Source organism: Nostoc linckia z4 (assembly GCF_002608075.1).
GTDB classification, from domain to species: Bacteria; Cyanobacteriota; Cyanobacteriia; order Cyanobacteriales; family Nostocaceae; genus Nostoc; species Nostoc linckia.
The window spans coordinates 73,346-86,109 of sequence record NZ_LAHA01000015.1 but is presented as its reverse complement, the minus strand read 5'-3'; the positions used below and the strand labels follow the sequence as shown (position 1 = coordinate 86,109).

The window sequence follows — 12,764 nt, the reverse complement described above, 5'->3', positions numbered from 1 at the left end:
GACTACTTTTTATTAATTAAATTAGATAGTTTTTTCTGAACCTCTGCAACTGTATCTGCAAGCTTTTCAGGAGTTTCAGCAACAAAATCCGAAAAATCAATTAATTTTTCATCTACTGTTTTTAAAGTTTTAGAAACAGTTCCTTGACCTAAAAATACACCTAGTAATTTTGCTTCATGGGCAAGAGTTTCTTTGATTTTTTCTTTGGTGGTTAAAGGTGGCTTTTTGGTTAAATTACGATGCTTTTCTCTAACAAGTTTAGATGTTCTCAAATATGCCCTTTCTAAATCTTGACCTAAACCACCAATAGTTTGCGATACAGCACCTCTGCCGAGTTTTACAGATAGCTTCCTACGATCGAATTCTTTAATCCGGCATTTACGACCAGCAGGCAAGCAAATATCACCGCAGGGATTTCCAGTTTTACATTTTTTAAGAAAATCAAGATGTATAAGTTTTTTTTCTAACCTATAAGCTTCCGAGTCTAATTTAGATGTATTCAACTTTTGTTCTAAAACTTGAATCAATTTGTCAGTACTTCTGTAGTTATTTTCTATGTTTGTAATTGTTGAATACCTTTTCAATAAATTCCAATCTCCTTTCTCATGTTTGAAATAAGAAATGTACCTACTTTTAATTTCATCAACAGTATGTTCGCTGCGGAGTTTTTTAAGAGTTTTTAAGTATTGTGATAAAGCATTGCGTTCTGACAGACTGATTTGTCCAACATCTAAATTTTTAAAATTATCTAGAGTTTTTGAGACTAGGTTTCGCGTGAAAGCTAATCCATTATCTATGCCGTTAAATGAATTTGTTTTAGAGTCATACATCAAATTTTCAGATTTCCTATCCCAATTGCCAATAAAAGTATCAAATGCTGCGATTTTAGGTAGGTCTGAATGTTTTGATAAACTTGAAAGCATTGCTGGAGTTAAGCCCGACTGCTGCTTGATATTAAGATTTTCAAAAACAGAATTTGAATTAGTTTTTAATTCAGCTAGTGTTTTTCCGGGAACGACGGAGTGCAAAGATGCTCCAGCAAATCCTGTTTTTAATGGAGATTTAAGATTTGCTGGAATTAAAGAAACTTTATTGATATTAATGTTTGATTTTTGAGCAATGTCAGAAGCAGTAGCTTCTGAAGCCGCTTCTAAAAGATGGAAGTTGTGCCTCACTTCTTTGAAAACAAATCTTTTGTTGCTGGCATCTTTAACAAATAAAGCCTTACCAATTGCTCCTTGTTTCGGAGAAGTACCATCTGGTTTTAACTGGTTGAGATATTTTTGATTGACAATTTGTAGCTGATTATCTGCAAGTAACGGAACGTCAGATTTAGTACCTAAATATATAGCAGCGATCGCACCTGCACCTCCCACAGTTCCAATCGCTGCTACCATCGTTGCACCAGCAATTGCGGTATTTACGTGACAGGTATTGGCTTTTGGAATACAAATTTCGCCGCAGTTTTTAGTATCTGTGGAACATTGCGGGGTTTTAGCTGAGTCTTTGCGCTTTCCAATTCTGCGCCTTACTTCTTCGGGAGAGCCTTGATAATATCCAAAAGCCTCTCGGATGGCATCCCTAACTCGTTCGTCAGTTAAATAATCCCTAGCAGAACCGCCTGTAACAGAGCTAATCCATTGTTGCCTTGCGCCTTCTCCAAAAGTAGGGAGAATTGATATTGGGTCTTGGGGGCTGATAATGGTGCGCTGGCGGCGAGATACATTTTCTGCGAATCCAAAATGTGGAGTTCCTAAATAAACAGCGTTCACTTGCTCCATTACTTTCTTTCCAGAGGGACTGCCTTTGAGTTCCATACGGGAGAGAATTTCTAAAGCTTCTTTGGTTACCAAGCCTCCGTTGCAGTGGGCTACTATGTTGATTTTTTTGTTTCTATTGACTAGAGTCTTACCATCTTGGGGAGAAACAGCGATCGCATGGGCGTAAATCGAAGCAGCCAAATCAACTGCATCTTGGTTACGCTTGCGAGCAAAATTTTGGATGATGCCACCCACACCATTAACCACTGTACTAGCAATTCCTGGTTCTCCACCTCCTGGGGGCTGGGGCGTACCAAACTCTTTGAGGTTGAAAGGAATTACATAATTGCTGTGGGTAAGCCAGTAGTCTTTGGTATTGTCCGCATTCTTTTCACGTTGCAGCAGAGATTTCATTTCTTCTGCACCGTAACCTTTACCAGACCCAATAGCAAAGGTAATATTGTCTTGGTTGATGCGTGAAGTCATCCTTGGTTTACCGTTGGGTAACAAACTAGGTTCGCCATCACGCTCCAATGGATGTTGCAAGTTAAGTTTACTAGCTTGTTCTTCAGCCATCCTTGCCGACTCATTGAACCCTTCACGGTAGGTTTGTTTGGCCTGCTCGTAACCTTTAATAGTTCTGCCGATGAGGAATGCACCAACGGCAGCAGCACTCCAAGAAACAGGAGAAGTGTTGGCAAATTTGGCTAGGGCCTCTAGCTTGCGCCAAACATCCGCAGTGTTTTTGAGCGATCGCTTGGTAGAACGCTCTAATGGGGTTCCCCTACCAGAAAGTCCAGCAGCCGCAATTGCTCTGGTGCTAAATCCTTTACGTTTTGAAATCCCTCGAACAATTCTGTCTCTTGATTCTGGTTTTTGGTCGTATAGCTGCAAAGCACCTTGCAACTCTTTGATAGTCATGGAACCGTAGTTGTAAATTCTCTTCTCTGATGCCTGCTTTCTGAGTTCGCGGATTGTATAGGGAACTCCGGTTTGGGGATTAACGATATACTTTGATTTTATAGGTATTTGCTCTGACGTATCTGGTATGGGCGTTGCTGGAACAATATTTTGGTTTTGTGCGAGTTTAAATTTAACTATCGATTGCCTAAGTCTTGTTATTTCAGTTGGAGTTGCAATTTGGTTAACCTGCAAGCGACAAGTATCGTTAGCGGCAATGCAAGTATCGCCGCAACTCATGCCTTTGCGGCACTTTTTTTTTACAGATTTGTCTTCTCTATAGTCAGCAGTATCTAACTTGGTAAGATTTTTAGCTACTTGGTAAGTAAGTTTGTCGTCTTTAAAGGTAAAGCTTAAAAGCTTTCCTGAATTATCTTGAGCTAATCCAGTGACAGTATTATTTGTAGATATTTTAATACTACCAACTTTAATAATTGGCTTACCATAACTTCTAGATAAAAGAATAGCAAATTGTTTTTGTATTTCTTGGGAAATGTTACTATCAATAACTGAGTCCTTCGCTACTTTTTTAGAAGTATTTACAATATTGTTTGCGTTATTAGATTTAGCAGTGCGGTCAAAATAATCAACTAAAACTTTTTGAACGTTTTTATTAGGAACTGCTTCTTCCCAAATATTCTGGGAAACTCGTTGATTCCAAGTACCATTCTCAATTAATTTATAATGATTTTCTGAAAAGTATAACGAATGCCCAACGGCATCAACATGAGTTTTATTCGGCATAGTTGCGCCGTAAATTTTATTTACAGGGTCTTTTTTAGTATCGACTAAACTCAAACCTACTGGCGGAGTCAAGCCAAAATAAGGACTACCTGTTGTAGCAACTCTAATATCTTTAACTCCCATTCTTTTTAAGATTTCTGCCGACTCTCTGACTGGCATTCCGCCACCAGACTGCCCAATTAAATTTATAGGTAAATTGGGATTTTTTTGGTGATAAGCATAGGCACGGGACGCAATTCTTACGGCGATTTCACTGCGTCCTTTGGTAATATTATCTTTTAGTAAAGCTGATACAGCTTTTTTCAGGAACCGAGGGCTAGCAACCGAATCGCCCGAAGTAAAAGAAACGTCTTGTTCTGGAGTTTCAACGGCAACAACATGATGATTTGGTAGCATTTTACTAATTTGCTGCCCGATATGATCTCCTTCTAGTCCTCCTACTGCTCCGATACCACCAGCAAAAAAAGTTATTTGGTCTGCAACGGAACCAGTATCAATATTTTTAACTCCAGACTTAACACTACTTCCCGGTAACTGCTGGTCATCAATCGACCGAAATCCTGTAAATACTTTGTCTGGGAGTTTATAAGTTTTTGCTTGCTCTTTAGCCATATCTGCCGATTTAGAAAATCCCACTTGGAAGCGTGCTTTTTGCACGAGATATGCGGCAGTTGGTACGCCTAAAATAGCTGCCCCTGCTGCTATAGCAGAAGTCATTGCTAATTTATTAGCTGTATTTGTAGCTGTAGAAGGTTTTTCTGACTTACATACTGATTTTTTAGGTATGCAGATATCACCGCAATTTTTACCAATTTTACAATTTGCTTTATCCAACCTATCTTGTCGGGTAGGGGTTAATCTATTTTTAATAAAATTGCGGAAATCTGCATCTTCAAAATAAGAATTTTGTCCGTGGTCTAGAACATTATCAAAACTTTTACCATTTACCCCGCGTCCACCAGACAGCTTGAGAATTTTATCGTGTTTACTAGTTGCAGTTACTAAATCTCCAGTACCGGGAATTAAACCAACATCAGGAGATCCAATTGCTGTAGTTTTAATATTAATTCCTGCTTTATGTAGAATTTCATGAGCTTCTTGCACTACTAACCCACCACCAGAATGACCCATTAATTGATATTCTTTGTCTGGATTAGCTTTTTTATAAGCAATTATTTTGGCAGCTACGCTTACAGCAGTAGGATTATACCCCGTTTCAAAAACTGTTTTGATAAACAAATTTTTAGCTTCTTCGGAAGCTTTTTTTGTAGTCTCTTTATCTACTGGTCGAGTTGGGACGTTAAATTCAGCATAAGATTGAGGCTCTACATAAAGTCCTTTGATGCCTAACGATTCAATATTTTTCTTTAAAACTTCACTTTCAGAGTAAGCATCTTTAGTACCGAATCCACCAACAGTTAAAATTGCTGTTTTAGTATCTTTACCAAAAATTGGAGCTTTAACATTTCTTGATTCAACTTCAGCGCGAACTGCACTTACAGCAAAATTGTTTCGATAGTTTTCTCTTACTTGATGTAATCTCGCTGCTCCATAAGTGCCCAATCCTGCGGCAATTGCCGCTGCTCCCAATGTAGACCCAATAGCGACGCCACCAACAATAGTTCCAGATTCACTTTTAGGAGATTGGAGGCGAGATGATTTAGAATTTCCAATAGAACACTTACTTGTTTTAGGAATACAAATTTCGCCGCAAGGTTTACCTTTTTTACATTTCACAGAATCTAATACTGACTGTTTAGATTCTGAATAACTAGTTGATGGCATAAATTACCTAAATATTATTTATTTTTACGGGGTCTACCGGGTTTTTTTTGGGATGGTTTTGAAGATTCGCCTTGGGGCAATTTGGGTTGGGGAACTGGAATAACAGTTACTTGTTGACGTTTGGGTTCTTTAGATGCTGTAGGCGGCTTTATTGGTTGAGGGTCTATCGGTGTAGCTTGTTGGGAATTAGTATTGGTTTTTTTACCAAAAAATGTTTCTTTGACATTTTTTGCTGCCCTTGCAGTTGTATTTGCACTGTTTTTAGCGGTTGTTTTTATGTCTTCCCCTGCGGCTTTTAAATTTCTACCGACCGCTCTCGCTGCATTTTCAACTCCAGCAGATGTAGAGCCTATAGCACCTCCAACACCTCCTGCTGCTGTAGTATTTGTTATTACTCTGCGCGTCATCCGAGCTTTTGATTTTTCTTTTTCGGGGACTTGTTTTTCCGCAGAGGCGATATTTTTATCGAGTTCTTTAGCAGCTTCAAATCCTGCCTTGAGGCTCATTTTAGCTCCAGACAAACCTGTTTTTAATTCGCTGTAACCTTCTTGTCCTGCCCGTTTTAATCTGCCAGCAACCGCTTTACCACCAGTTGCTAAATTTTTACGATTTATATAGGCTAAAGTACCAGCAGCGCCAGCAGTGCCAGCAAGGGCTACCCCACCCGCAATCCCAGCACCAAGAGCAGCGCCACCGCCACTTTTAAGCTTGCCCCCACCTCCACCACCACTACCATACTTACGGCAAACAGAACCTTTAGGAAGGCATACTTTTCCGCATGGCGTACCCCCTTTATTACACCTAACTTGAGCGTCAATTCTAAGCATTCCAAAAGTGTATTCGATAGGAGAGTCACTATCTGTTTTTACGCCATAACCTGCAAGTAATCCTTCGGCATATTCGTTTAATTCTTCAGTTTCTTGTTCGTGGTGTACAACACCTATGCTTTCTTCGTCAAAAGCATAAGTATAAAAATCTCCAGAACTTAATAAATTACCGTAAATTACGCCTTCATCGTCTTGATAAGCAGTTAATATTTGCACGGGTGCATCAAATTCTTGTATAAAAATATTTGCTATTTCTAAGTTTCTTTCTTCAATTGTGTTAACCATACAACTCCTTTCTTGAATAATTCATTCCTAATTGACTGGCAGTTCTTTTAATTACTTCGTGATGATAGTCTGCTTCTGCTTGGTCTACTTTTTTCCTACCTGTAAGAATCTGTGTTAAATACTCTCCATAAACTTGCTTTTCATATTTTTTATAAGTCGGACTAACCTGTGATCGCCAAAAGTTTTCATTCCATCCAGAAGGAGGAGGTTTTAGGGAGTGCCGATAGCCACTAGACACTGCTCTAATCTCTGCCATATTTGCTTTGCAGGCAACTTCAACATCTGAAGCTGAAAAGCTAAGTCCTTTACTCCTAGCGTCATTCTTAGACCAACCTAGATTCGGGTGATTATGGGTAACGATAGCTCCCCTCATTTGTCGTAAATCTTGAGAAGATAAATAAACGCTTGTTGAATTTCCTCCTTTAGAAACTATTACTCTACCTGTAGCTGGGTTAACTGCGATCGCTTGTTCTGTAGGATTATCTTTAATTTGATTTTCTATTCGTTCGACGACAGCATTTAGTTGTTCAGAAGTTAAGCGGCATTTATGAATTTTTGGGATGCAGGCGTTTCCGCATTGTTTTGATTTGTTGCTGCACTTCAGCCTTAGATTGTTGATATCCTGGCGAACTTCTAGATAAGTTTTGACCCTGGTTAGTGCTAGCATTTACATTTGAGAAAATATTGCCTTTTAAGTGAGAGTCATCAATAAGAAAGGCAGAAGTTAGAGGGCAGAGGGCAGAAGGTTTATTTTCTGCTTGGTGTCCAGAACTAATCGTATTTGTGCATTCTTCACTTCTGCTTTCTGCCCTCTGCCCTCTGCCTTCTGCCTTCTGCTTTCTGCCCTCTGCCCTCTGCCTTCTGCCCTCTGCCCTCTGCCCTCTGCCTTCTGCCTTCTGCCCTCTGCCTTTTTCAGTATCCATAAATTTGCTGTTCTCCTAGTTTCTGTTCGACTCTTAAATCCCAAGTTAAAGTATTTTCTTTAATATCAATTAATTGGCATTGAATACCCCCTTCTATTTCAAAATCTACAAATTCTGACTCTAATTCAATGCGTTGATATGTTTTACTGACTCCTTTTACTTCAAATACTTTAGATGCACCTTTTAGACTGTTTAAATCCTCAACATTTTTCAGTTCTAATGTGATTTCCTCAATAACTGGAGTTGGGATAACTTCTTCAACTACCAATCCATTATTTTCTCGTCGATGGATGTAAAATCTTTTGAGGCTGCTGATACCAAAAGCTGTCGCTACTACTGGGAGCGAGTCGCGCAACCCAATCATTTGGGAGATAAAGTCGCTCATAAAGGAAACCCAATACCAAATTTGGGAGTGCCATTGAAAGATTTATCGGCAAGTGGTGAGATAGTGCCATCGAGTAGACCTTTGCGTAAAAAAGTGAATCTCCTACCCCATGTGGTTAATTGGAAGTCGTCTTGTTGAGCAGATGGAGAACGTCCGCCATTTCCTGCTGCGATCGCGGTAGCAGACCCAGCAGTTTCAGCAGTTTGAAACCATTCCATTTCCAAAAAATGCGCTGCACACAGCATAATACCCGTGATTCGATGCACACCCCAAAACGATGCCGGGACGTAAGATAGGGTGGCAGTATCTAACCAAATTTGGATGTTAGCAGGGTCGATAGTAGCGAACCTGTGAAATCCTTTAGCCAAAAAATCATCAGCGCTTACTACACTCATAAATTACGAATTACGAATTACGAAAATGAGCTTGCTGCAACTCGTTGCCGTTGGGCAGAGATTTCTTCTTTGAGTTCCCTAATGCGATCGCTGATTAATTTCCGCACATTCAAACGACGGTCTACGTTCAAACAAAGACCCAACCATTCTAAGTCCTTGCTATTTTCAACCAATTCTTGGACGATTGTTTCATCAGCAAAATCAGTAGTATCCTTGCCACACAGTTCGGGGTCGTCTGGGGTGTAGATAGTAATTGCTCTTATTTTAATCAGCCTAGCTAATTCATCCTCGTTAGATGGATGCTTACTGACCGCTTCCCAAGCATCGGTATCAATGAAATTTGTACCTTTTCTTAGAGTAATCGACTCTAGTTCTACCCTTTCCTTTTCCCCTTTTAAAGGTTTGGGACGCTCAATTTGATAGTAGAAAATGCGATCGCCTTTCACACCGAAAGGTAGACCAGTGGCTTTTTCAAATTCGGGACTGTAAATAACGGAGGTATAAGACATGGGTATTAGGTATTGGTCATTGGTCATTGGTCATTGGTCATTGGTTATTGGTTATTCGGTATCGGGCATCGGGTATTGCAATTACGAATTACGACTTACGAATTACGAATTAACTATATTCCAATCATTACGTGACAGCTGTAACGACGATAAACAACTAATCCTGCAAACTTGAAAGAGTAAGCGCGATAAACCTTAAACGGGCCGACGTTTTGTAGTGGGCGGGGACGGAAAGCGTCAGTGATTCTGGCTTTGAAGCAGTTGGGGTCGCGTTTGTAGAAGATGGCTAAATCTTCACCGTTGGGGCCTGCTTGTTCGAGTTCTGCTAGAGGTTCGATGTTCTTGATGCTGGGATTATTCTCTAAGAAAAACTTCAGTACACTTTTTTCTTGGAAGTCGTTGAGGCGTAGCTGGGACATTAAAAAGTCGTAGCGGCGCTCGGCTAGGAGTAAGGTGTCGGGAGCCATCACCTTATTGGTGGCGTTTTTCATGCCCTGGACGCCAGCATTTAGGGTAGCCAATATGGAGTTTGCAGAGGTAACACTGCCATCTAATTTGTAAGGTGCAATGGAACGCAACCAAGCTGGATGATTAATGAAACCTGGATTACCAGTTTTTTTATCACCAACCAGTAACAACTTGTTCATGGTTTCAGTGTAGGCCTGTTGAACAAGACTGACTTTTTGATCCTCAATTGGTATGCCACGATGAAGCGTCGCTGCTATTTCATCTTCATCAAAATAGTAACCAGAACGATATCTAAATGTGCGTTGATAGTACTCGTCGCCCACCATATCTACATAAGGTAGATTAGTAGTGTCTCCAGTATCTAATTCAAAAGTACCAACACCATCAATGCTAGTAAAACTAGTAGTTTGTGCCCAAGGTGCATTAATTTCTTCTATTTGAAATAACTTTCCTGAAGCTGCCTTATATTCCGGCAGCATCCGCTTCATTACTTCTGTTTCTTTAAGTTCCAGTTGTTGCTCAAATGCCCCGACCGTGGGGGCATCCAAGCGAATTTGCGATGAAATAGGCATTTATTTTAATTCCTAAATTAAAGTTTAATTTCGATTAAGGCGATATTTTTACCAAAGGATTGTTGAGCCGCAGAGATAATTTTGATATTGCTACCAGCTGCTAAATTTCCACTAGAAGTTTTGGTAATTTTGCCTTCATTACCAGATGCGACTGCAATATACGGTGTATCCCCAATTGCTAAATCAGCATCAACTGATTCCACCCAAACGCCTTTATAAGTGCCAATGTTTTTTAAAACATTCATCACTGTGTCAAAAGCGTAGCCATCTTTAGCAGCAGAAAATCGCCCGACTTTTTGGGTAGCTTGGGATGAAAGAGTGACACCTAAAACTTCGTATCCAGAGGTAGCGTCAATCAAGGTGGCTTGGCTTACCCCTTCTAAGGTGTCGCGGGTATAAGTTGATTTACGCCCGACAAACCTACCAAAGGGAATGATTGCGTTGCTTGAAGTGCTGACTGTTTTAGCGATCGCAATGTCGTTGGTTGTATCGGCACTGTTGGTCGCAACAGTAAGAGGAAGGTCTACAGTCCGGGCAGTCAAAGTAATAACAGAAGTGCCAGTATTTAAGGCAACATCGACTAATCCATATACAACTGGGTCTTGCTGGATTGCTGCATATAATCCGGCCCCTAATTCCGCAGTTGTCGCGTTGGCGTCAGTGGTGAAGCTAACGGTTCTACCATTAACAATGACCTTGTACTCTTTCGAGTTATCTACAGTAGCAGGAGGTGTAATCGTCACTGTATCGAAAGCTGCCACGCTATTGATGTGTGGCAAGATAGTGCAGCTACCAAACCCCGACAACATCCCCGGTAGCGCCGGGGGCATGTAGCGGTCAAAGTTAGTTTGCCCAGTAATAGGTGTATTAGATGAAAATGTCACTTTTTACTCCTAAATAATTACGAATTACGAATTACGAATTACGAATTACCCCCTTACCTACTCAAAGACAAAGGTTCTTGCCAAGCATTAGCTAACGATTGAGAGCGTTCATTTTGACTAATTGCAGTTGTTGAATTTGGAATTCTTGCAATTTTAATCATGTCTTGAAGCGTGCTATCTACGTGTGGTTCTTCTTCCTCATCTGAAAAACTCTGTAAATGCATAGCATCAAAAAGTCCCTCAATCCATCCAGGATGATAGCCACTTAAATCTTGGTCAGGTAATAGCTCTTGTAAAGTAGAGCGTCTAATTGAATCTGCGTCTAAATCGTCAGAATCAAACTTTGAATCATCAAAACTATCGCCTAACAATAACTCAGCTTTTCTAAGAGTAGAAACAATTTGAGCAACCGAATCAGTTTTTTTAGTTTTACGTTTAGAGGAAGGCATCGCTTCCTCTTCATCTTCAGGTTCGTCTTCATCCTCATCTTCAGGTTCACCTTCGTTCCATTCTGCTTCCGGCATGGGTTTTTTAGCCTTTTTGGAATCAGTTATGAATTCTGCTGAATCGGAATTCCAGCTATATCCGTTTTCTTCAAGTATGGGAATTGCAGAATTGACAATTTCCTCATATCCATCGGCACGACCTAAAGCGCGATCGCGTTCTTCTTCTGCTTCTTTTAATTGATTTCTTAAAGTAATAATTTCAGCTTCAATACCATCAAGTTTTAATTTTGTTTTTTCATATTCACTAATTTTTGTTCCCACTACAGAAGCAAAAATTTCTGGAATTTCATCATAACTAACACTATCAATAGTTACTCTAGCCATAGCTTTTTTAGATTGTTGAATTTCAAAAGCGACATCTTCATTTTGTAAGTTGCTATCCAAATGAATTGCAACTTCCTCACCTGCTCTACCTTTTTTAGTAATTGCAATATGATTAATTTCTAAATCTGTTTGGATGGCATCATAATGCTGCCCTTTCCAAACTCCAGGCTTAGGAATGATATTGCATTTATATCCAGCCGAAATTTGTACAGTTTCTTTATCCTTAATGCTTTTTACAGCTTCGCTATCAAGGACTGTAATTACCCCCTTTACAAAACCATCTTCATAAACAACTGTGGAATCACTTAATCCAACAGAATATTGTTTGGCGTTTTCAGAATTGATTAACTCACGGGGATGCTCGAAAGAAATGGGTTTTAGCCCAAAACTTGTTAAAGCTTGCTTATTTGCCTCAGGAGTCCTTAGTTCCCGGCGAATTTTACCGTCGGAGGTAAGATATTGCAAAACACCGTCTCTAGCAAAAGTTGCTTCGGCGCGGAGATATCCTTCCGGCGTAAATTCATGTTTTTTAGTTGCTGTTCCGGCATCAAATCTAATCGCCACTTTACGACCAATGATTTTGTTGGACTGCATAGATCGTAATTTCTATTATTAAAATTTTAAAATTTTTGCTGTTTCAGCAAAATTATGTTTTCCTATTTGCTGAAATGGCAAAATATAATTTAAATGGTTAATAATAAGGAGTCAAAATGCCACAACTAACAGGAATGCCTTTGTTGCAGAATTTAGAGGTTTACAGAATTATTGGAAAAAACGTAAAAGAAGTGAGAAAGGAAATACCTATGACTCAATTAGAATTTGCCTATTATCTTGGCATTTGCAATGAATCATTATCAAAAATCGAATCCGGTAAAAACCGTACTGAGTACGCGCTACTCAAAGCTATTGCCGATATCTTTGGTACTAGCACCGACGATTTGGCAATTGAAGATAAATATTTAGAAATCAGAAATACGAACATAGAAGAAATTAGATTACGATTGGATATAATCGTCTAAAATGCTAACGATTTCTTGTTTATCATCAGTACTAACACCTAAAAATTCTCGTTTATCAACACCTATTCCTAACTGATGCTTTTTAGCTTTTTCGTCGTTAACACCCACAACGCACTGGTTATCGCTGACTTGGTAGTTGATGCGCGATCGCATCAACCCAGTGCTTTGAAGAATTTTGAGAATCCGACCTTTAGCTCGTTTTTCTCTAAGAGTGAACGGTGTAAGAGGTTTCCAGGGAATGCCTTGGGGGTCAGTTTCGGTGACAAAGTGTTGGTCTGTGGAGTAAAGCATATATTCACCAATCTCTTGCAAAGCAGGTCGGAGATTGCCAGTTTGTTCCATAAGACGAGAGAAGCGATCGCTGACTTGTTTGTCGGAGTATTTAATTGAAAATATTGGGTCTGACATTATATCTAAA

11 protein-coding genes are annotated in these 12,764 nt (G+C 39.7%); 1 reads left to right on the top strand and 10 read right to left on the bottom strand.

The features are described from left to right. Window positions 1-2: 2 nt before the first annotated feature. The 9 genes from VF06_RS15135 to VF06_RS15090 form a co-directional block, all read right to left on the bottom strand. Window positions 3-5,249 carry a hypothetical protein gene (locus tag VF06_RS15135; RefSeq protein ID WP_099066486.1) on the bottom strand — a complete coding sequence of 1,749 codons (5,247 nt, stop codon included), beginning with the start codon at window positions 5,247-5,249 and terminating at the stop codon, window positions 3-5. 14 nt (window positions 5,250-5,263) lie between these two features. Continuing rightward, a complete protein-coding gene (locus VF06_RS15130) occupies window positions 5,264-6,361 on the bottom strand; it encodes a hypothetical protein (protein ID WP_099066485.1) in 1,098 nt (365 codons plus the stop codon). Then, window positions 6,354-7,028 (bottom strand): hypothetical protein, encoded by a 675-nt coding sequence (locus VF06_RS39185; RefSeq protein ID WP_100793636.1) that lies wholly within the window; start codon window positions 7,026-7,028, stop codon window positions 6,354-6,356. Before VF06_RS39185 ends, VF06_RS15130 begins: the two co-directional genes overlap by 8 nt. Window positions 7,029-7,273: 245 nt before the next feature. After that, window positions 7,274-7,669 (bottom strand): hypothetical protein, encoded by a 396-nt coding sequence (locus tag VF06_RS15115; RefSeq protein ID WP_099073008.1) that lies wholly within the window; start codon window positions 7,667-7,669, stop codon window positions 7,274-7,276. Further along, window positions 7,666-8,064: a DUF4054 domain-containing protein gene (locus VF06_RS15110; protein ID WP_099066627.1), complete on the bottom strand. Its 399-nt coding sequence runs from the start codon at window positions 8,062-8,064 to the stop codon at window positions 7,666-7,668. The genes VF06_RS15115 and VF06_RS15110 overlap by 4 nt, the downstream gene beginning before the upstream one ends. A 17-nt stretch (window positions 8,065-8,081) precedes the next feature. Then, window positions 8,082-8,600 (bottom strand): hypothetical protein, encoded by a 519-nt coding sequence (locus VF06_RS15105; RefSeq protein WP_099066626.1) that lies wholly within the window; start codon window positions 8,598-8,600, stop codon window positions 8,082-8,084. 86 nt (window positions 8,601-8,686) lie between these two features. After that, window positions 8,687-9,613 carry a major capsid family protein gene (locus VF06_RS15100; RefSeq protein ID WP_099066625.1) on the bottom strand — a complete coding sequence of 309 codons (927 nt, stop codon included), beginning with the start codon at window positions 9,611-9,613 and terminating at the stop codon, window positions 8,687-8,689. 17 nt (window positions 9,614-9,630) lie between these two features. Continuing rightward, window positions 9,631-10,497 (bottom strand): structural cement protein Gp24, encoded by an 867-nt coding sequence (locus VF06_RS15095; protein WP_099066624.1) that lies wholly within the window; start codon window positions 10,495-10,497, stop codon window positions 9,631-9,633. Between the two features lie 53 nt (window positions 10,498-10,550). Beyond that, window positions 10,551-11,921, bottom strand: coding sequence for a DUF2213 domain-containing protein (locus VF06_RS15090; RefSeq protein WP_099066623.1), 1,371 nt, complete (start codon window positions 11,919-11,921; stop codon window positions 10,551-10,553). 116 nt (window positions 11,922-12,037) lie between these two features. Between VF06_RS15090 and VF06_RS15085 the strand changes: the two genes are divergently transcribed. Beyond that, window positions 12,038-12,346 carry a helix-turn-helix domain-containing protein gene (locus tag VF06_RS15085; RefSeq protein ID WP_099066622.1) on the top strand — a complete coding sequence of 103 codons (309 nt, stop codon included), beginning with the start codon at window positions 12,038-12,040 and terminating at the stop codon, window positions 12,344-12,346. On the opposite strand, the gene VF06_RS15080 is transcribed toward VF06_RS15085, so the two are convergent. Continuing rightward, a complete protein-coding gene (locus VF06_RS15080) occupies window positions 12,323-12,754 on the bottom strand; it encodes a phage virion morphogenesis protein (RefSeq protein ID WP_099066621.1) in 432 nt (143 codons plus the stop codon). The two genes, VF06_RS15085 and VF06_RS15080, sit on opposite strands and share 24 nt — an antisense overlap. Between the last annotated feature and the right edge of the window lie 10 nt (window positions 12,755-12,764).

Excerpts from the sequence above, each read along its gene's own strand:
- VF06_RS15135 (WP_099066486.1), bottom strand. The coding sequence starts at position 5,249 with ATGCCATCAACTAGTTATTCAGAATCTAAACAGTCAGTATTAGATTCT.
- VF06_RS15130 (WP_099066485.1), bottom strand. The coding sequence starts at position 6,361 with ATGGTTAACACAATTGAAGAAAGAAACTTAGAAATAGCAAATATTTTT.
- VF06_RS39185 (WP_100793636.1), bottom strand. The coding sequence starts at position 7,028 with ATGCTAGCACTAACCAGGGTCAAAACTTATCTAGAAGTTCGCCAGGAT.
- VF06_RS15115 (WP_099073008.1), bottom strand. The coding sequence starts at position 7,669 with ATGAGCGACTTTATCTCCCAAATGATTGGGTTGCGCGACTCGCTCCCA.
- VF06_RS15110 (WP_099066627.1), bottom strand. The coding sequence starts at position 8,064 with ATGAGTGTAGTAAGCGCTGATGATTTTTTGGCTAAAGGATTTCACAGG.
- VF06_RS15105 (WP_099066626.1), bottom strand. The coding sequence starts at position 8,600 with ATGACCAATGACCAATACCTAATACCCATGTCTTATACCTCCGTTATT.
- VF06_RS15100 (WP_099066625.1), bottom strand. The coding sequence starts at position 9,613 with ATGCCTATTTCATCGCAAATTCGCTTGGATGCCCCCACGGTCGGGGCA.
- VF06_RS15090 (WP_099066623.1), bottom strand. The coding sequence starts at position 11,921 with ATGCAGTCCAACAAAATCATTGGTCGTAAAGTGGCGATTAGATTTGAT.
- VF06_RS15085 (WP_099066622.1), top strand. The coding sequence starts at position 12,038 with ATGCCACAACTAACAGGAATGCCTTTGTTGCAGAATTTAGAGGTTTAC.
- VF06_RS15080 (WP_099066621.1), bottom strand. The coding sequence starts at position 12,754 with ATGTCAGACCCAATATTTTCAATTAAATACTCCGACAAACAAGTCAGC.